Genomic DNA, 18541 nt, shown 5'->3' on the forward strand with positions numbered 1-18541 from the left:
TGTCATGGGCGGGATTCTTCAGTAGGTCAGCTGCGGATCGGGCTGATCCAATCGTTCCTTGAGCCAGACTCTCAATTCCGGTCCGTACTCGGTGCGGCTGAGCGCATGGTCGAGAGAAGCTCGCAGAAAACCGCCCGGGTTACCCAGATCGTGGCGGGTACCGTGATGGACGACGACGTGAACCGGATGGCCCTCCGCGATCAACAGCGCTATCGCATCCGTCAGTTGTAGCTCTCCACCTTGACCTGGCAAGATTCGCCGGAGTGCATCGAACACGGCTCGATCGAGGAGATAGCGTCCGGCCGCCGCGAGTGTCGACGGGGCATCCGCAGGGTCCGGCTTCTCGACCATGCCGACGACTGCGAGCACGTCTGGGTCATCGCCTTCTGCCGGTGCTCGTACGTCGAACACTCCGTATGCGCCAACAAGATCCGGTGCGACGTCGAACGCGCACAGCACGGAACCGCCGCGCTCGGCACGCACCTTCGCCATCGTGTCGAGAACGCCGCAGGGGTGAACCAGGTCGTCGGGAAGCAGCACCGCGAACGAGTCCTCGTCCGCATCCAGCACCGATTCGACAAGACCGACAGCGTGTCCCAATCCCAGCGGAGACTCCTGCACAACCGGCTCCACCGAGATCAGGCCCGGAGCACGCCGCACGCGCTCGAGCAGATGATGCTTTCCGCTGGCCGCAAGCTTGCCTTCCAACACCAGATCCTCGACAAAATGCCCGACGACCGATGCCTTGCCCGGCGCAGTGACGATCACCAGACGTTCCGCGCCTGCCTGCGCCGCTTCGCTTGCGACCAGCTCGATCCCGGGTGTATCGACCACGGGGAGCAACTCTTTCGGAACCGTCTTGGTGGCCGGGAGGAAACGAGTCCCCATCCCAGCAGCCGGCACCACCGCAGTCTTGAAAGACCGTTCAGCGCACCCTGTCATCGTTCACCTCTCCGCTCACGCGATGTTTCACACACTTACCGTTACGCGCATGCAGCGGTCGTCCCCTCATTTAGACGACCGAGGCTCACACCGCATGTACAGCCTGCGCACAAGGTCTACCGGGCGACCGATGCCGTCGCAAGTTGACTCGAACTCGGAATTCGTTGCGCGCGAGAGCTACACACCACCCCTCGTTGTCACTTCTACGAGGTGCACACCGCGCTCCGCTCACTACCCGTTACCGCGGCGAACGGTTGTGTCCCTTTTTCGACGTTGACCACGGTGGGACATAGCTACTGGCCAAAGAGACAGGTACGACGCAACTTACGAGCTCAGCACCTCGACCGGACCGTCCCCAGTCGACCCGGACGTAGGTCCTGGAGGGGCCGCGCAAATGGTCCCGTGCGACTCCACCGGCCTTGAAGTTCGGTTATCCGCAGGTGAATGCCACTGAATACGAACGAAATACGGTTATCACGTCACAATGCCAGGTTCAGGTTGTTATCAAATCGTGACAACATTCCCACTGGATGGCATCGTTGCGAGAGGTCGACCGGAGACCGCGCTAACCTGCCAGTGAGGTGATCACGTCGAAGAGTGGATCGTCAGGCCCGATGTCCATCGTGCACTCGTTCGGACGTGGATCCGGAACGAAGGCCCACAGGAGGGCTCCCGCCGTGCCGGCCGCCTTCTGCCCCGTCAGCTTCGTCTCGATATTCGTGGCTCTGGTCGCCAGTGATTCGCAACTGCCCGCCAATTCGCCTGTCTCAGCGACCAACAACGGCTTCCCGACGGTCGTCGCCTGTTCGATGCGACGCGCCAGTCCGTTCCACTGATCGCCCGGAAGCGGTACCCCGTCCGCTCCGTAGTCGTGATACTGCAGAACGTCGACGAAGTCGGACTCGCTCACGTATTGGTAGTCGTCACCAGCAGTGCCGCACTGACCGCCCCCGACGTATCCCGCCGTGATCGGAGTGTTCGGATCAATCGCGCGAAGCTCGGCGCCTGCCGTGTCGAAGAACTCCCGCAACACCTGCGCGGAATCAGACGGACACGTTCTCGTCCACCAATTGCAGGCCGCGTCGGTACACAGACTTGGCTCCGGCTCCCCCACCAATTCCCACGCCGCGACGGAAGGTTCGTTCTTCCAGCGGTCGACGGCGGTGTGCATCCAGTCCTGGAAGCTCATGGTGGCTCGACCCGGGATCAGGTTCGCGACCTTCCAGTCGTCGGTGTACCAATCCCTGGATTTGAATTGCCCGTCATCGCACCCACTGTCCTGGGGTGAGAGCACCGGAATCGTGAACTGGTTGTGCCGCGCCGCAGCGTCGAACACCGCGTCCATCGGGCCGAAATCCGTCTCTCCGGAGAATTTGTTCACCGCAAGAGCTTGGAAGGCGTTGAAGCGTGTGACGGAGTTCGGTGGCAGCGAACCGAAGTACGCGTCGAGGTCGACCATGGCGCCACAGCCGAAGTTCACCGACCAATCAGTGGCCAGCTGATAGGCATTGAGCCCGGTAGGCCACCACGGCTGTCCGTCCAGTGTCAGTCCGTTCGACGACGCTCCGACCCGAACCTGCTTGGGAGAATCGGCTCCCGCGGGCATCACGAACATCCCCACCACCGCCGCGACGGCCACAACACCGGCTACAGCGGAAGCGACACGGCGCCGGACTGTGCCACGCTCACGCGGACGCACTTCTTCAGAAGACATCTGCAACCATCCACGTCATACGGACAATCCTCCCATACGAATTGCCTCATCGACCCGTCTGGCGTTCACCGGTGATGCGATACAAACGCCAGGCCGACGGGTCCATGCCGCCGTCGTTGGATACTTCGAGCGCCAGCGCTCCGACCCCTCCGGCGCCGGTGTCGTACATCGTCGGATAGCGCCGATTGACGGCGTCCGAAACGCCACGACCGGTATTCGGAACCGACAGGATGTACTCGACGTGATGTTCGGCGGGGTTGTTAAGTACGCGCACGAAGTCCGCATCGGAAGGCACGACAAACTGCCGAGGGTTGTTCGAGGACGCCACGACGGCATAGCTCTCCACGGTGTCGAGCAGAACCGAACCCTCCGGCAGATCCAAGTCGTCCAAATACTTGGCGATGCGACGCTCGGCCGCAAACGTGCGGAGATTCGTCTGCTCCTCGAGGTTCTTCCGGCCCGGAATGATCGCGCTGGCAATGGAATGCTCGAGCACTGCGAGCCGGGCATTACCCATCGCGACAAACGTGACCAATGTCGACCCGACCAGCAAACACAGAGAGATCACAAGGGGCAGAGAGGGTCCCGACTGCTCAGGGTACGTCGTCACCGAGCGTGACGCAGCAGACCCCGGTCGGCGCGTGACAACCGGAACGCCGCGCGGAGCGATCAGCACGACCAGCACGAAGCACAGCGGAATGATCGAAATGTAGAAGCGCAGAAGGGGAAACGTCGAACCCATCACGTAGAGCAGTGTCTGAGCGCCGAGGATCGCGCCGAACAGCACAAGAGGCACGACCACTTCGGCGTCCCGCCGCCGGAGTGCGTAGATGATTGCCAGGACCGCGAACACCGGGAACGCCGGCCCGAGTACGGCCATTTCGGTAATAGAGAAAGCAAGGCGTGTAATCGGCGGGTCGGTTCCGGCCCCAGCCTGCTCGAGGATGGAACTGTTCCCGTACACCGACGAGAACTGTTGGAACGCTTGACCCGTGATGAGCCAGCTGGCAAACGACCACAAGACGAACGCCAGGAATCCCGGCATCATCACGACGACACCGTCGAGTGCCGCTGCCCAGAGCCGCAAGCCAGGTCCCGCGCCCTCGCCCCGTTCCTCCTCGGTCGGTTGAAAACGAAGCCAACTCACCACAGTCACCAGCACAACCGCGACGAACAGCGGTGCCAATGCGTCGTATCGGGTGAGGTACGCCAGTGCAAATGCGAGGCCGGCACCGATGAGGTCGTGTACGTCGTCGCTGCGAATCCACCGAATCAAACGACGTGTCGCCCACAGAACGAAGAACAGGAACGGGGCTTCGCTCATTCCGCTCGCCGCGTACATGACGATCATCGGATTGACAGCGAACAGCACGGTAAGGACGACGGTGACCCATCGCGCACACCCACGGTCGCGACTGATCCCGCGTATCTGAATCACCGCACCAGCCATGAACGCCGCGGACATCACGACCGCAGTGATGTTCCACCGCAGCAGGTCCGGCCACCAGTGGCCCATCAGGCCCATCGGAATCTGGACGGCCGCCGTCAACGGGGTGAACACGAATCCGATCGCCGCGAAGTGCGGATCACGGCTGAGCAGCATTGCCGACACCGCGGCAACACGGCTGAGCGAGTCGGTGAAGATGAAGCCGATGCCGGCGTTCATCCACACACCCAACGCGGTGTAGATCGCGAAGAGGACAACAAACATCCGCCAGGGCTTGCGGCCCGGCAGGTCGTGGACCGCGACGGACGGGGCCGGGCGATCGGTGACGGTCACTGTCCTCTACGCCTCGTCACGAGCACACCGCCGACGGCCACAGCGATCAGAACCACGGTCCCGAATCCGATCCAGCCGATCGTGACTGCACTCGGGCCGGTCTCTTCTTCGGCGGATGTCGCAGTGCCCAACGGTGAGACGTTGACTCCGATGTCGAACGGCTCGCCGCCCGCAGGCGCCACCAGTAGATCGCCCGTCAGTTCTGCGAATCTGTCCTTCCCACCTTCCAACCAGTTGAGCAGAGCGTCGGCGTCGGCCGCATTACCTTCAGACGTCAGTGCTACCACTTCGTTATGCGAACCCGAAACCACCTGCAAGGCACCGTATTGCCCACCGAATTCCAGGCCTTGCAAGCGCAGGAGCCCTTGATCTGCCGTGTCCATGGGGAGAGCAACCGGAGTGGGCAGGGTTCCGTCCGCCGCGATCAACAACGCCGGCAGCGAACTGGTCGCGGCGTCGCCGAACGGGAGTACACGCGGTTGCATCGGCAGGTAGCTCAACCGCTGCATCGCGACAACGAGGCGCTGAGCCCGAATGAGATCTGCAAAATCACCTCGACTCAAACCGACGTCGAGCGTGGGCAGCATCGACTGCGGCAAGGCCTGGAATCCTCCTGGCGTCGGCGGAAATCCGGTAGAGGAGGTGATGGTGCTTGCCGGATCGACGGTGAGGGAAGAAGGACTACTCGTGCCGCACTGAAAGTCGCCAGTCACGTCCATCGAGACCTCGAACGTCAAATCGCGCCGCAGGAGTTCGTTCGGAACATCGACCCCGATGTCGAAGCGCCCGGTCTCGTTCACCGTTTGCGAGGCAAGTCTCGTATCCCCGAGCGAGATCGAAAGCTCTCCGTTTCGCGAATTAGGCAGCGGCACATAGGAACCGATCATTCGTACCGACACGTCTTTCATCGGACGCCCCAACTGCGATTGACTGAACGGAACGTCGACCTCGATGTGATTGAGACCGGAGGCCGTCAACGTTCCGAGCTTCAGTTGACCGACGGTGATCGCGTCCTGGGAAATCTGTGCGACTGTGTTGTCCGGCGACGCCAGCGCTCTGCTGGCCGCCCAGTAGCCGTCGAAGTTCGCCGCCAAGAGACTGACCTGAGGGACGAGGGTCTTGTCGTCCCCCGAAATCCGCAGCACGGGTGAACCATTGGGAGTCGCCGCAAGATCGATTCCGGCGTCCCCGCTGTTGCCGAGCACGACAGCTCGCTCGAACAGTCCCGGCTCGGCGGACGGTAGGCTCTGGCCGTTCGGCAGCTGTTCCACCACCACGGCGTGGGGCTGACTTCCGTACTTGTTGACAATCGCTGCACTCAGTTGCAAAGCCGCACTCTGCTGCGACCCCGACGAGCCGTCCGTAACGTAGATGGTTGCCTTCCTCAAAATCGGAGGAAAGAACGTCGCCACAGTTCTCGGCTGCTGCTCGGTACCGTCGTAGGCGACAAAGGCATCCCTCAGCGCGAGGGGCTGGTATCTCGTTCGGTCGTAGCAACGGTCGTCGACGGGAACGAGGTGAGCGATCATCGACACGGTCACGCTACGGTCGACTACTTCGAGCCCTTGCAACGGAACCGAAATCGGTAGACCGGTTCCGGCTTGACCTGCGTCGAAATCGACGCGGCTCACCAGCCGGCCGTCGGCAGTCACTTCGAGCCAACCCCGACTGAAGTCGGTCGGAGCGGTCAGGATACCGGTCACGGCAGTTGCGGTCAGTCCGTCCGGCACCGGCACGGTCACCAACACGGGCGCGTCATCGGAGGAGAACACGATGTCTGTGCCCCGCCCGAGTTCAGTGAAGGAGATCGGGGTTGTCGCGCCAGCGGCCACCGAAGTGTCGGAGTCGTCCTCGAAATCCTGGGCCGAGGCCACACTGCCGAGCGGAAGTAATACAGCCACCGCGACAGCCACCGGCATTGCCAGCGCGCGCGTCAGCCAGGTTCGAGTGTGGCCCATCAGTGTGTCTCCTCGACATCTTTTGTTTCCGCGCAATCACCAAACACAAATCATGAGTAGCAATCTCGCCAGTTCGCTACGGTCCCAGGTCCGATCGCACCGTTACGGACAAACAAACCATAACGACCAATTTATGTGTTTGGCTAATTATCCCGTCGGGCGAGACTTTTGTTACGGCGCGTCACATGATTAGCAATCACCGCCACTGGGAAGCCGAAAGAATCCGCACGAAAGCCCGTCCATACGCCTGAACGTACGTCCAGTTTAAGCGATTCGCAGGTGGAAAGTTCTCAGATAAGGATGCCGTGACGATTAATTCGATCATTCCCGTCGGCAAGAACGCGATCGGAACACTGATCGGCGCACCGTTCCAATTCGCATCATCGCTGCGCATGGCCAGGGCTTTCCACCCTTACGGGCTCGAACTGAAGGGAACATTGAAACCGGCCACTCCCTGGTGGCCGGTATCGGAATCGTCGACGATTACCGTCAGCGCTCGAATGTCGAAGGCACTCGGAACACCGGGGGACCTACCAGACGTACTCGGCCTAGCTCTTCGATTGCATGATGTCGGCGCCGATGAAATCCCGTGGGACATTCTTCTCGCAACATCAGGACTTTCTACCTTCTCGAAAATGTTTCCCGCTCCGGCATTCTCATGGAACGGCGCGAGATACAGCACACTGGTTCCTTACTCACGCGCGGGCGGCGCCGCAGCGTGGCTGATCGTGACACCGCGCGGCGTCCACCCGACCGGCACTTCACTGCCCGCACTGAAGGCGGCCGTCGATCATTCCCCTCTGCACTTCTCCGTCTACCTAGCGAGAATTCAACGTCAGTTGATTCCGATCGGACACCTCTGCCTCGACGAAGTCGCGGACCACCCGGATTGCCTCCAGCCTTCCTTCGATCCGATTCTGAACAGGCCGACCCACATGCGCATGCTTCCGGCGTGGCTCGCGGAAACGCGGAAGTTCGCGTATCGCGGTAGCCGTAACGGTCGAGGAGACACAAAAAAGCGCGGTTGACCGAACTTGCCGATCAACCGCGCCGAAGCTCACTCAGCTGGTGAACTTGTCCTTGATATCCGAGACCTTGTCACTGACAGCGTCTCCGGCCTTCTTGACCTTTGCCTCGCCCTGATCGGCAACACCTTCGGCCGCCAGATCATCGTTGCCCGTGGCATTCCCGAACTTTTCCTTCGCCTCGCCGATGAGATCCTCAGCGCGGTGCTTTGCCTTGTCGATGAAGTCAGACATGTGTTTCTCCTTCTTGAATTCGGTGTGGATTCGGTCGTGCGTTCGGCCGTGGGATTCGGCCGTGGATTCAGTCGAACTCGAACTGCGTGGACAAATGTGTCAGCGCTTTCCGGTGACTGCCTTGACCAGGAACAGCAAGATGACTGCACCGAGAAGGCAAGTGAGGAAGCTGAAGATCCAGCCTGCACCCTCGACATCGACGCCGAAGACTCGAAGCAGGAAACCACCGATCAGGCCGCCGATCACACCGACAACGATGTTGAGGAAGATCCCCTGCTGCGCATCGGTTTTCATGATCTTACTGCCGATCCAACCCGCCAGCCCACCGATGATGATCCAGGCGATGATACCAAGAGGAAGCATTTGAACTCCTTAGAGTAATGAGGGACGGCGCAATGAGAGACTGCCGGTGAAGGGAGGGTTCCGAGCGATCGGCCCGCGCAACTAGACCGTGATCGCGGGTTGTGTTTGCACACAACCGGACTCTCCGCCGCACGACGCGGGGGATCGTGCACTCAGTAGCAGCCACATTGTCTGCTTACCTTTCTATCAGGTGTTCACGACAGAACCAAAATGGCTGGCGATTCACCACATACGAGAAACGACACTCACCGACGCACACATGATCAGCGTCACTACGATCGCGATCGCCATCGAAGTGACGCTCGCAAGGAGCACCGTGACACACAGTGCCACAGCAACATCCATGGCTCTGTGCACGATCGGGAGGTCTACCAATACCCGGTCGTCACGTGGCTCAAACCTCGACTGATCAGAGAGTTCTCGGCTCATCGTGTTTCGTACTTTTCACGGCGATGCGAATTCTGGTCGCGACGGACGAATCGCCGACTACCGCCTGGACTTGATCGCCTGTGTTGGCAACCCGAGAAACCAACTCGGGCAGCGTTTCCGATCCGGATACGACGCTCCGTCTCAAGGTCACCCGCAAATCGATTGTTCGAACTCCGCGGTCGACCAACGCTTTTCCTCGGACACCCGATACTTCGTCGAAGTCCTCCAATGATGCAGTCACTCCTTCGGCGACCGCACCCAGATCCGCGGTGATCGAATTGTGAGAGTTCGACCCCGGAACCGTGATCTCCTTCGCCCGCCGAAGCGGCACGTGAGAGATCAACCACCGCAACGCGAGGAGGGCAAGCAGAACTCCCCCTACCCCGACGGCCCACGGCCACCACGAGCGGTCGCCGAGATCTTCAGCCCACGGGATGTCGATTCGCTCCGGCAGATCCTTGATCACGTCGAGATTCCAGAGGATCGCTGCGACTCCCAGCGCTATCGCGAGTAGTCCTGCGATGCACGTCGCCACGCGATCTATCACCGTCGCCGTTCGGGTCATGATCTTTCCCCCGTCTGGATGCGAATCCTGATTCGAGGGGACGGTGACAACGTCTGGGCCAAGTTCCCCAGCACGGCACGGATTTCCGATTCCGCGGTCGCGGCACCATCGGGCGTGACCGAGGCCTTCACTTCGAGCTTGCGCCGAGTCGCGTGTGACGAAGCGGAGCGAACATTAGTCAGCGACTCGACGCGTACCGACGCTATCGCTGCTACATCGGCGGGATCGATCCACGTGTCAACGACTCCGACCAAGGCATTGGCAGTTTTTCGCCGCGGTTTGAGTCCGAGGATCACGAACCACAGGCCGAGGACGACGGCTGCGATTCCGGCCGGCAACATCCAGCCCTGGTAGGCGAGCCCGTCCACATATTCGAAAGCCCCTGATATCCAATGCGACCCAGTGATCGCGCCTAGGTCCACAAGGGCGTCTCGAATCCCGACCACGCCGAGCGCAAGTACCGCCGCTGCGATCAGAAATCCGGTGAACGCCGACCCTGGCGTCGCCAAAGGAACCGGAGCCGCAACCCTCGAGGCGGTAGGTAGTACGACCTTGTCCGAAGTCATTGCACTTTCCTTCCCGCATCACCCTTGGTCGATGCCGGGAGAACGCTCACGATCGAGACGTCCACGCCGTCTACGTCCAATCCCGAGACCGATTCCAACTGGGCCCTCACATTGTCTCGCACCGCGGTGCCGATGACCGACAAGGATCCGGGCCACTCGATCGCGATGTCCACCTTGGCTCGTACCCGCCTGCCGGACACCAGCACTCGCGCCCTCGGCAATTCACGCCCGGTCAGTTTGTCCATGCCGCCGGCGTGGTGACGCACCCCCGGCGTTCCGCGAGTCGCCTCGAGCACCAACTTCTGCGCGACTCTGTCTCGAATCGTCAGTGATCCGCGTTCGCCCGGCTCGCCAAGCACAGACTCCGGCAGAGCTGTCTCAGCCACGACCGCGACCCTTCAGCATCACACCGAGATCGAACTCACCGTCACGCTGACCACCGACGAGGTAACCGACCACGCCGAGAACCAGCGCGATGAGGAATCCGGTGAAACCGCCTGCAGCAGCTGCGACTCCGAGAAGTAGTCCTGCCAGAAGGCCGACAGTCGAGGTGGTCATGTGAATCCTCCGTTGTGGATGATGTTCAAATGTGCGAGTCAGATCTCGGTATAGGTCTTGGCGCCCGGTAGCCGAGCGCGCACCCGGGTGTACTGGGCCCGAACGGGTCTGACTATCTGTCGCATCGTGCCGCGCAGCGTCGGACGGACACCCACATCGATCGGGGATGCGAAGTCCCGGTCGATGCGTTCGAGCGCTCTATTGAGCGCGTCGGCTGATCCCCCAGCATCGGGGTGGTGCTTCCTGATCGCCGCTCGTCGTGCAGAACGTCGATCAGGCTCTGTACCGCGGGAACGCTCAGGCATTGTGCGGGCGGCCTACTACGTCTTCCACTGTCACATTCACGGGGCCGGAAATGAGTCCCGAAATGGCTTGGCGGATGCGTAAAGCGGTCTCTCGAACGGCGGCGTCGGCGAAGATGCAGACGTGGACGTCGGTCGACGACTCCGTCACCCGCACGCCGACGACACGACGACCGGGAAGGTAGGTGCCGACCTCGCCGAACATTCCGGCATGAAGTGATGCGACGCCGGGTACAGCCGTCACGGCCTCAGCGACGGTGTCAGCGATTTCGGAACTCACTGCACCCGGGTGGTCTTGGGCTCGCCTGCTTCGTCGTCGCTGCCCTCGTCGAGGTGAACGTCGTGAACCGTAATGTTCACCTCGGTCACTTCGAGACCTGTCATCCGTTCGAGCGCTGCGATGACGTTGCGGCGAATGCCGGTGGCCAGGTCCGCGAGTGATACGCCGTACTCGGCCACGATGTCGATGTCCACCGCTGCCTGCTTTTCGCCGACCTCGACCGATACTCCCTGGGAGTGGTTGACACTCGCGCCGGGAATCCGCTCGCGCAGTGCCCCGACGACCCGGGATGCTCCGCCGCCGACGTCGTACACACCGCTCACCTCTCTGGTGGCGATGCCGGCAATCTTCGAGACAACGGTGTCGGCGATCGACGTCTTTCCTTGCGAGCTCACCAGAGCCGAGTCATTCGATGATGCAACATCCTTCGTAGATGCTGTCGCAACCTGCGTGCTGACCATTGTCATCTCCTCCTGTTGATCGATCTACCTGTGTAGTCGTGACTCGAAGGCGAAACCGAATGTCCCAGTCGGGTGACGTGCGTCACTGACATTTATTAGTTACGGTCCGTAACATCCAACGCCCCGGCTGGACGAACAATCCTCGAACGCAGCCGAGTTTCCGCATTTCTGTGAGAGGAGCGACTGTGGCGTTACCGCACACACAGGGGCTCACGGGAGCGCCTGACGGCCTGGACACCGCGACAGTGGACGCTGCGATACTCGGCGACCGAAAAGCATTCGAGTCACTGGTGCACCACTACGGACCAGCGCTCCACCGCTATGCACGTCGAATGCTCGCGGACGAAGGCGACATTCTCGAAGTAGTTCAGGACACCTTCGTGGCCGCGTGGCGTCAACTCGATTCGTTTCGTGGTGAATCGTCGATGCGAACATGGCTTTTCGCGATCTGTTCCCGAAAGATCGTGGACAGCTACCGAATCAAGAGAGCTCAACCGATCGACGACAAGCTGCTCGACCCTCTTGTACCGTCTCCCGAAGCCGGTCCATTCGACACGACCTCGAACTCCGCCTTCCTGGAGGCGCTGGAGGAAGCGTTGGGGGAATTGCCTTATCGCCAGCGTGCGGCCTGGACGCTGCGAGAGGTGGAGATGCTCACGTTCGTTCAAATCGGAAAGATTCTAAGACTCACTCCGGATGCGGTGCGTGGGCATCACCACCGTGCACGGGCTAACCTGAGTGAACGAATGACGAGGTGGCGATGACCGAATCACGAACCGACGCATTGATGGCCCACGCATCCGAGGCCCTGCGAAATGCCCCGGAGCCAGGCTGGGATCGAATCAGCGACAAGGTGATCCGGGCGCTCCGATCGACCTCGGCATCGGGCTGGCCACTGAACGCACACGCGTCCGAGGGTCCACGTCTCGGCACGGTGTCGGTAAGCGATCACGTACTCCGCACCCACCTCGCCGCAGAGATACGTTCTCGACACCACTGCTCACCGAGCAGCATCGAATTCTTTGTCGACGGCCACGAAATACGTTCACTACGTATCGAACTGGCTGCGCCCTACGGAGTTGATCTGGCCGAGCTGTCGGATCGGGTGCGATTCACGGTCGTCGATGTCGTTCACATGATCCTCGGCAATATGGAACTACCGTTCTCTGCAGAGAGCGTCCACATCGCCGTGACCGACATCGTGGACGATCTACTTGCCGAGGAAAACACCAAAAGCCGTTCCGAACACTAGGTGTTTGTTCAGCACGTGTTTGGGAACCCGGCACTCATGACCACTCCCCCACCCCCGGATCCGGGCCCTGTTCCCGACCCCGGGTCGCCGACACCACCCGATCCGCTGAATCCGCCACCCGTGCCGCCCACTCCAACGCCACCGAACCCGTATCCCCCGGATCCGATCCCGCAGATCTGAAGTCGGCTGCCGCAGGGAGTTCAGCCGCCGAGTTCGGCGATCATCTCGCTCAACGATTCTGCGGCGATACGCAGTTCGCCTTCGTCGGGATTGTCGGGCGAGGAAGGCAGGCGTTCGGCCAACTGCTCGCGAGTGACAAGCGAGATACCCTCGAGGCCGAACCCTTCTTCATCGGGGACGTAGATCTCGATCTCGCCCCCGACCGCTACCAATTCCGAATGGGGGCCGCTACCCAGCAGTGCACGCAGGTGTTCGGTCGTCACGGTCATATGGTTCACGTGAAATCTCCTGCTTCGGTGACAGCTGACTTCGCTGGTTGTCGATTCGACCTGACGCACTACCCCCTACTGAGTACCCCCCGCGGGTGAGCAGGAAACGACGAGTACATGAACAACTACTTCCCGAAGGGAACGCAGACACCATGAGCGAACAGAATCCCACCGACCACACCGATCAGACGGACGAGCCGCGGACCACCGGCACCGACCACGATCCCGGCACCAGTCCCGACACCGCACACAAGGACGTTCAGACCGATCCGTCGGGCGAGCCTACGTGGGCCGACGAGGGCGGGGCGACAACCACCGGTCCGGCGACTGACACCGCCTGATCTCGCCCGGCCCGAATCATCGGGACCAAGGTCCCGTGAGCCCGCGCTCACGGGGCCTTGAAATCCTCACGGATCTAACGCTTTTCACCTGCGGTTTCGTGATGCGGTAAGGTAGGCACTCAGCACGGTTGAGCACCCAGCCGTTGAAGACGTGCACGGTTCGCGTGTTGCTTCCCGTGCCGTTTCCCGGTTTCGCAAGAAACCGTTTCGAACTAGGCCGTTTCGAACCAGACCGATTCGAACGAACCGTTTCGAGCAATCCGTCAGGAGTTTCGATGAACGAGTTTTCGAGAACTACAGATGAGCGTGCCGACAGTCCCCCGATTTTCACCGTCACGTCCGCGGAAAGCATTCAGTCACTGGTGGTCAGCGGCGAGATCGACATCCAGTCCCGAGCTGATTTTGCTGCCTGCGTCGATGATCTGATCAGCGAGCGTCACCCGTTCGTAGTCGACTGCTCGGACGTCCAGTTCATCTCCGTCGGAGGTCTTTCCATCATCGAAACTCTGTCGGCCAAGGCTCGAAGGCTCGGCGTCCCGTGGACACTGATCGCAGCGCACCCCGTCAGGCGCCCGCTGTCCCTGTTGAAGATGGATGCCGACATCGTGTTCACCGACTCGGTGGCCGAGGCGGTCGCCTACCTGTCCGCTACCGCCATCATGGACGAGACCCTGGCGGAGCCGATGTCGGCGTGAGTAACGATCTCGAAAGGCTCTCCGAATTCGTCGTTGTCGCCAACCGACTGCCCGTCGATCTGGAAATCGACGACACTGCAGCCGACGACGACACTGCAGCCGACGAGGACGGAAGCAAGAACTGGAAGCGAAGTCCGGGTGGACTCGTCACCGCGCTCGAACCCATCCTGCGGCAGCGAGACGGCGCTTGGGTCGGCTGGCCGGGCGTCGCAGACGAGAAGGTCGATCCCATAGTTGTGGACGGCCTCCGCCTCTTTCCCGTCGAACTGACCTCTCAGGACCTCGCCGAGTACTACGAGGGGTTCTCCAACGACACGTTGTGGCCGCTCTACCACGATGTTCTGGTGGCTCCGACGTTCGAGCGATCGTGGTGGCACACATACGTCGCGGTCAACCAGCGGTTCGCCGAGGAAACCGCACGTTGCGCCGCGGACGGAGCTACCGTCTGGGTGCAGGACTACCAATTGCAACTCGTGCCGGCGATGCTTCGTGAGCTGCGGCCGGACCTGACTATCGGGTTCTTTCTTCACATTCCATTTCCTCCCGTCGAGCTCTTCATGCAGCTGCCGTGGCGCAAGGAGATCGTCAAGGGGATGCTGGGCGCCGACCTGATCGGCTTCCACTTACCCGGTGGCGCAAACAATTTCCTGTTCTTGGCCCGCAAACTACTCGGCTTGAAGACGACAACCGCAGGCGTCGGTGTGCGAAGTGCGCTGGGGCATGTCGATTTCGATTCTCGCGTGGTCAAGGTGGGAGCATTTCCCATCTCCGTCGATTCCGCCGAACTCGAGCGCCAGTCGAAGAGCGAATCGGTGTTGCGCCGCGCACGCGAATTGAAGGAAGAGCTCGGCAATCCCGAGAAGATCCTGCTGGGAGTCGATCGCCTCGACTACACCAAGGGCATAGACCTGCGGCTGCAGGCCCTGAAGGAACTTCTCGACGAGGGCCGCTTGGACCCGGAGAAGTACACGATGGTGCAGCTCGCTACGCCCAGTCGTGAACGCGTGCAGCACTATATCGATCTACGCAGTGTCATCGAGGAACAGGTGGGTCGCATCAACGGCGACCACAGTCAGATCGGCCGCCCCGTCGTTCACTACCTGTATCAGCCGGTCGACCGAGAAGAACTGATCGCGCTGTTCGTCGCTGCCGACGTCATGCTCGTGACTCCGATGCGCGACGGGATGAATCTCGTGGCCAAAGAGTACGTAGCGTGCCGCGGCGACCTCGGTGGCGCTCTCGTTCTCAGCGAGTTCACCGGCGCTGCAATGGAATTACGACAGTCATATCTGGTCAACCCGCATGATCTGGACGGCGTGAAGAATACAATCCTGACCGCAGTTCATCAGGATCCGAAAGAGGGCCGTCACCGCATGGCTGCCCTGCATCGCCAGGTCATGTCGCACGACGTGCATCAGTGGGCCGAATCGTTCCTGACCGCACTTGCCCCGACTGAACCGCGCCCGGAAGATCAGTTCGTCACGGAGCGCGAGTCGGACTTTGCGCGCAACAACTGACCACCGAGGGCTTGAGTCAAGGGTGTGCAGATACTCGAGCTAGGATTGGTTTCAGTTCATCGTCAAGCAGCGGCTGCGAACTGATCTCCTCGCCATAGCCGTGCAATGCTGCATCGGCCCAGAAAGACAGGCCGACCATGCCCCTCACGATGAAGTACTCAGAGACCTACAACGACGCTCTCATTGCGCTCGCCGCCGCCACTCATCGGCCGGCCAATGTGGTGAATCTGTTCGGCGAGTACGCTATTCGTGTTGATCTCGAGTACAACCGATACCTACTCGCCACCAATACCGTTGCCGGGCTTTCAGATCAGCCTGATCTGGGCGACTTGTGGCTGGTGAGATTCTTTCAGTCCGAATTGGCCGACACTCCCGATCAACTGCTCGCAGAGGCGTCGCATCAATGGCTGGTCGATGCCCTGGACACAGCGCTGGAGCAGATCGAACGTGCCGGCAACAAGATCGTCGCAGATGCAGATTTCGGCGACCCTGCGCGCACCGACGCACCGTCGCACCCCACGGAAACTAATCGGCTTCCGCAGTCAACTGACTGATCCGAGCCGCCAGAACGGCGTTCTCGGCTTCGAGAGACAAGATCAAACGAATTCCGACAAGATTGACTCCGTCGTCGATCAGCGCGGTGATTCGTCCGAGCGTATCCAGATCAGCCTCGCTGTACCGACGCGTACCGCCATCCGTGCGCGTCGGTGTGAGCAGGCCCCTTCGCTCGTAGAGGCGCAGCGTTTGAGGTCCCACTCCGGACAGTTCTGACATCACTGAGATCCCGTACACGCCACGCAGCGCCCGGGTCTGAGATTCCGACGTCACTGGAACCTCCTAGTTCGGTGTCGGCTGCCTTCGTCGGCGTTATCCGACCTTAGCACCATCGCGCAGTGAATCTGACGCGGACGACATAGATTCAAAGGTGTCCAGGACCACTTGCGGCAAAAATCGCGGAGCCGACAGAGCATGTAAGGGCAGGTGAAGCGCATTTTCGTCGAGAATCGGCACACAACTTGCTTCTACAGTTGGAACGACGCAACCTTGCCAATTATCTACATTGGCTGATATAGATTTTGTAGCACCTGAAAGCGCCATAACCGGCACTCGAAGCTGCAGAACACCCAGACGTCGGAGTTGGTGGTTCAGCTGACTCCCACACGGCACACTCTTCACCGGGAGCAAGATGACGACGATCGACATCCCGCCAACACAGGGCGAGAGCAACACCGGCATCGGAATCACTGCCGCAAGCGCGACTTTGACGACCGTAGAGGTCAAGCGCCGAATCGCGATGATGTTCGGCGACCCGGTGACAGAGGAACCAGTCGCACTCGCGCACTGAACCTGACCGACCCGCGATCCGATTGACGATGGCGCGCGACCGCCCCATTGGAGGGCGATCCCCATCATGACGAGAGGAAAACATATGTCCGAGTTCACCGTACCGGGGCTGAGCAGCGCAGACGGCTCGACCGTCGCCGACACCCTGCAGGAACGCCTCAGCGCCTACAACGACCTGCACCTCACGCTCAAGCACGTCCACTGGAACGTCGTTGGACCCAACTTCATCGGCGTGCACGAGATGATCGACCCGCAGGTGGAGCTGGTTCGCGGTTACGCCGACGATGTGGCGGAACGTATCGCGGCACTTGGCAACTCGCCCAAGGGCACCGCAGGAGCGATCGAACGCGACCGGACGTGGGACGACTACTCCGTCGGCCGCGACGATGCCCGCGCTCACCTCGCGGCGCTCGACCTCGTCTACACCGGGGTCATCACAGACAGTCGCGCCGCAATCGAAAGCGTCGGAAAGATCGACCCGATCACCGAAGACATGCTGATCGGCCAGACCGCACAGTTGGAAAAGTTCCAGTGGTTCGTTCGCGCGCACCTCGAGAACTCCGGTGGCAGCCTCGTACACGAAGGCGCGTCCACCGAGCAGGATGCCGCAAATGAGGCACGCCAGAACTGATTCACCGTCCTCGATTTCGGCCGATCGGGGGTCGGCCGAAATCGCGCCCCCAGAACCGGAAAGGGTAGGAGCATGTCTGCGGACTCGCGCGGCACGTCAGCACAAACCCGTCGCGAGTATCAGATGTTCGTACTGCAGCAGCGCTTGTTGTTCGGATCGATCGTGGCAGGCACTGCGCTTGGGGTCCTCGCAATCAACTACTTATGAACCACCAGGCGCCGCAGCCGTCGAAGACAGGACAGAAACGACACAATCATGAGTTCGAGCACTCTCCGCTCGATCGCCCGCAGCGATCGGTTTGCGGCAAGCACTTCTTCTCTTCTCCTCGTGGACAGCGATTTTCGTGTCCGGGGAGCAAACGAGGAATACCTTGCCATGTCCGATCGCAGTTTGGATCAGCTGCACGGAGTGGAAGTGTTCGAGGCCTTTCCAGACAACCCCGCCGACTCTTTTGCCGACGGAATCTCCTCGTTGACAATGTCGTTCGACCGGGTGATGCGAACCAAATCTCGTGATGCGCTGCCAACTCAACGGTACGACGTGCGCGACGAGCGCGGTTCCGGGCTGTTTGTCACGCGCTATTGGAACACGGTGAATTCCTCGGTCACCGATGACGACGGCCGGGTGATCGGGGTGCTTCATCGTGTGTACGAGGTTTCACGACCGCAGGCTCAGCAGTCCAGTTCTGCGCCAGACGTACTCGCCCGCCTTCGCGCGGAAAATGACGAACTGAGAAGAGCTTTGGATTCTCGGCCCGTGATCGAGCAGGCCAAGGGATTGCTGATGGCCGAGCGTGAGTGTTCAGCGGACCAAGCTTTCGACCTACTGGTGGAGATGTCGCAAGAGTGGAACGTCAAGGTGCGCGACATCGCCGGCGGTCTTGTCGCCGCAGCAGAGAGACGATCCGGCGGTCTTGTCGCCGCAGCAGAAAGACGAGCCGTGGATCAAAAGAATTCCTGACGACCGGGATTCAAAATTTGTACGGCTGGGTAATGACCGACCAGAGGTACCCCCGAAATCCTCCCTCTCGAGGGAGGAGCCTCGAAGGTCCCGCCGGCGCAGACCATGCACCGGCGGGACCGAGCTTTGCACTAACGCCCGACCCGGGCCTCGATCCGAGTCGAGTTCGTCACGC

General features: G+C 60.9%; 26 protein-coding genes. 11 read left to right on the top strand and 15 right to left on the bottom strand.

Annotated features, from left to right (window positions below):
• Window positions 1-18: 18 nt before the first annotated feature.
• From R4P65_RS22755 to R4P65_RS22770, 4 genes are all read right to left on the bottom strand, one after another.
• Window positions 19-942, bottom strand: a complete 924-nt coding sequence (locus R4P65_RS22755; RefSeq protein WP_317828211.1) for a UTP--glucose-1-phosphate uridylyltransferase — start codon at window positions 940-942, stop codon at window positions 19-21.
• Window positions 943-1507: 565 nt separating this feature from the next.
• Window positions 1508-2656, bottom strand: coding sequence for a beta-mannosidase (locus R4P65_RS22760; RefSeq protein WP_317828212.1), 1149 nt, complete (start codon window positions 2654-2656; stop codon window positions 1508-1510).
• A 46-nt stretch (window positions 2657-2702) separates the two neighbouring features.
• Window positions 2703-4436 (bottom strand): ABC transporter, encoded by a 1734-nt coding sequence (locus R4P65_RS22765; RefSeq protein WP_317828213.1) that lies wholly within the window; start codon window positions 4434-4436, stop codon window positions 2703-2705.
• Window positions 4433-6394, bottom strand: coding sequence for a hypothetical protein (locus tag R4P65_RS22770; protein ID WP_317828214.1), 1962 nt, complete (start codon window positions 6392-6394; stop codon window positions 4433-4435). Before R4P65_RS22770 ends, R4P65_RS22765 begins: the two co-directional genes overlap by 4 nt.
• Window positions 6395-6699: 305 nt before the next feature.
• Here R4P65_RS22770 and R4P65_RS22775 point away from each other — a divergent pair, with 305 nt between their 5' ends.
• Window positions 6700-7422 carry a hypothetical protein gene (locus R4P65_RS22775; RefSeq protein ID WP_317828215.1) on the top strand — a complete coding sequence of 241 codons (723 nt, stop codon included), beginning with the start codon at window positions 6700-6702 and terminating at the stop codon, window positions 7420-7422.
• Window positions 7423-7455: 33 nt separating this feature from the next.
• Here R4P65_RS22775 and R4P65_RS22780 read toward each other — a convergent pair whose 3' ends face one another.
• From R4P65_RS22780 to R4P65_RS22820, 9 genes are all read right to left on the bottom strand, one after another.
• Window positions 7456-7653, bottom strand: a complete 198-nt coding sequence (locus R4P65_RS22780) for a CsbD family protein (RefSeq protein ID WP_230816394.1) — start codon at window positions 7651-7653, stop codon at window positions 7456-7458.
• 99 nt (window positions 7654-7752) lie between these two features.
• A complete protein-coding gene (locus R4P65_RS22785; RefSeq protein WP_003943661.1) occupies window positions 7753-8016 on the bottom strand; it encodes a GlsB/YeaQ/YmgE family stress response membrane protein in 264 nt (87 codons plus the stop codon).
• A gap of 409 nt (window positions 8017-8425) precedes the next feature.
• Entirely contained in the window at window positions 8426-9010 is a 585-nt protein-coding gene (locus tag R4P65_RS22790) for a hypothetical protein (RefSeq protein WP_317828216.1), read from the bottom strand.
• Window positions 9007-9576, bottom strand: a complete 570-nt coding sequence (locus tag R4P65_RS22795; protein ID WP_317828217.1) for a DUF6286 domain-containing protein — start codon at window positions 9574-9576, stop codon at window positions 9007-9009. Before R4P65_RS22795 ends, R4P65_RS22790 begins: the two co-directional genes overlap by 4 nt.
• Complete coding sequence (locus R4P65_RS22800; RefSeq protein WP_230816398.1) at window positions 9573-9962, bottom strand: Asp23/Gls24 family envelope stress response protein; 390 nt, start codon at window positions 9960-9962, stop codon at window positions 9573-9575. Before R4P65_RS22800 ends, R4P65_RS22795 begins: the two co-directional genes overlap by 4 nt.
• Complete coding sequence (locus R4P65_RS22805) at window positions 9955-10134, bottom strand: hypothetical protein (RefSeq protein ID WP_230816399.1); 180 nt, start codon at window positions 10132-10134, stop codon at window positions 9955-9957. The genes R4P65_RS22800 and R4P65_RS22805 overlap by 8 nt, the downstream gene beginning before the upstream one ends.
• 38 nt (window positions 10135-10172) lie before the next feature.
• The gene (locus R4P65_RS22810) at window positions 10173-10439 is read right to left on the bottom strand and encodes a hypothetical protein (protein ID WP_317828218.1); all 267 of its coding nucleotides are present in this window, start codon (window positions 10437-10439) and stop codon (window positions 10173-10175) included.
• On the bottom strand, window positions 10432-10716 hold the full coding sequence (locus R4P65_RS22815; RefSeq protein ID WP_317828220.1) for a hypothetical protein: 285 nt from the start codon (window positions 10714-10716) through the stop codon (window positions 10432-10434). The genes R4P65_RS22810 and R4P65_RS22815 overlap by 8 nt, the downstream gene beginning before the upstream one ends.
• Entirely contained in the window at window positions 10713-11177 is a 465-nt protein-coding gene (locus R4P65_RS22820; protein WP_230816401.1) for an Asp23/Gls24 family envelope stress response protein, read from the bottom strand. The genes R4P65_RS22815 and R4P65_RS22820 overlap by 4 nt, the downstream gene beginning before the upstream one ends.
• A 185-nt stretch (window positions 11178-11362) precedes the next feature.
• Here R4P65_RS22820 and R4P65_RS22825 point away from each other — a divergent pair, with 185 nt between their 5' ends.
• Together R4P65_RS22825 and R4P65_RS22830 are read left to right on the top strand one after the other, a co-directional pair.
• On the top strand, window positions 11363-11941 hold the full coding sequence (locus tag R4P65_RS22825) for an RNA polymerase sigma factor (protein ID WP_317828221.1): 579 nt from the start codon (window positions 11363-11365) through the stop codon (window positions 11939-11941).
• A complete protein-coding gene (locus R4P65_RS22830; protein ID WP_317828222.1) occupies window positions 11938-12429 on the top strand; it encodes a hypothetical protein in 492 nt (163 codons plus the stop codon). Before R4P65_RS22825 ends, R4P65_RS22830 begins: the two co-directional genes overlap by 4 nt.
• Window positions 12430-12629: 200 nt before the next feature.
• Here R4P65_RS22830 and R4P65_RS22835 read toward each other — a convergent pair whose 3' ends face one another.
• Complete coding sequence (locus R4P65_RS22835) at window positions 12630-12878, bottom strand: hypothetical protein (protein WP_007726566.1); 249 nt, start codon at window positions 12876-12878, stop codon at window positions 12630-12632.
• Window positions 12879-13030: 152 nt separating this feature from the next.
• On the opposite strand from R4P65_RS22835, the gene R4P65_RS22840 reads away from it, so the two are divergent.
• From R4P65_RS22840 to R4P65_RS22855, 4 genes are all read left to right on the top strand, one after another.
• Window positions 13031-13219: a PI-type proteinase gene (locus R4P65_RS22840; protein ID WP_317828223.1), complete on the top strand. Its 189-nt coding sequence runs from the start codon at window positions 13031-13033 to the stop codon at window positions 13217-13219.
• Window positions 13220-13494: 275 nt separating this feature from the next.
• Complete coding sequence (locus R4P65_RS22845) at window positions 13495-13914, top strand: STAS domain-containing protein (protein WP_317828224.1); 420 nt, start codon at window positions 13495-13497, stop codon at window positions 13912-13914.
• Window positions 13911-15431, top strand: coding sequence for a trehalose-6-phosphate synthase (locus tag R4P65_RS22850; protein ID WP_317828225.1), 1521 nt, complete (start codon window positions 13911-13913; stop codon window positions 15429-15431). The genes R4P65_RS22845 and R4P65_RS22850 overlap by 4 nt, the downstream gene beginning before the upstream one ends.
• Window positions 15432-15568: 137 nt before the next feature.
• Window positions 15569-15985 (top strand): hypothetical protein, encoded by a 417-nt coding sequence (locus R4P65_RS22855; RefSeq protein ID WP_317828226.1) that lies wholly within the window; start codon window positions 15569-15571, stop codon window positions 15983-15985.
• Here the strand turns inward: R4P65_RS22855 and R4P65_RS22860 are convergent.
• Complete coding sequence (locus R4P65_RS22860; protein WP_230816408.1) at window positions 15957-16259, bottom strand: MerR family transcriptional regulator; 303 nt, start codon at window positions 16257-16259, stop codon at window positions 15957-15959. The two genes, R4P65_RS22855 and R4P65_RS22860, sit on opposite strands and share 29 nt — an antisense overlap.
• A gap of 358 nt (window positions 16260-16617) precedes the next feature.
• On the opposite strand from R4P65_RS22860, the gene R4P65_RS22865 reads away from it, so the two are divergent.
• The 4 genes from R4P65_RS22865 to R4P65_RS22880 all read left to right on the top strand — a co-directional run bounded on the left by R4P65_RS22865 (window position 16618) and on the right by R4P65_RS22880 (window position 18366).
• Entirely contained in the window at window positions 16618-16776 is a 159-nt protein-coding gene (locus R4P65_RS22865) for a hypothetical protein (RefSeq protein WP_317828227.1), read from the top strand.
• 84 nt (window positions 16777-16860) lie between these two features.
• On the top strand, window positions 16861-17406 hold the full coding sequence (locus R4P65_RS22870; protein ID WP_230816410.1) for a Dps family protein: 546 nt from the start codon (window positions 16861-16863) through the stop codon (window positions 17404-17406).
• Window positions 17407-17478: 72 nt separating this feature from the next.
• Complete coding sequence (locus tag R4P65_RS22875; RefSeq protein ID WP_269068515.1) at window positions 17479-17613, top strand: hypothetical protein; 135 nt, start codon at window positions 17479-17481, stop codon at window positions 17611-17613.
• Between the two features lie 48 nt (window positions 17614-17661).
• Entirely contained in the window at window positions 17662-18366 is a 705-nt protein-coding gene (locus tag R4P65_RS22880; RefSeq protein ID WP_317828228.1) for an ANTAR domain-containing protein, read from the top strand.
• The last annotated feature ends 175 nt before the right edge of the window (window positions 18367-18541 follow it).

The organism is Rhodococcus sp. IEGM 1318 (genome assembly GCF_033142465.1).
GTDB classification, from domain to species: Bacteria; Actinomycetota; Actinomycetes; order Mycobacteriales; family Mycobacteriaceae; genus Rhodococcus_F; species Rhodococcus_F qingshengii_B.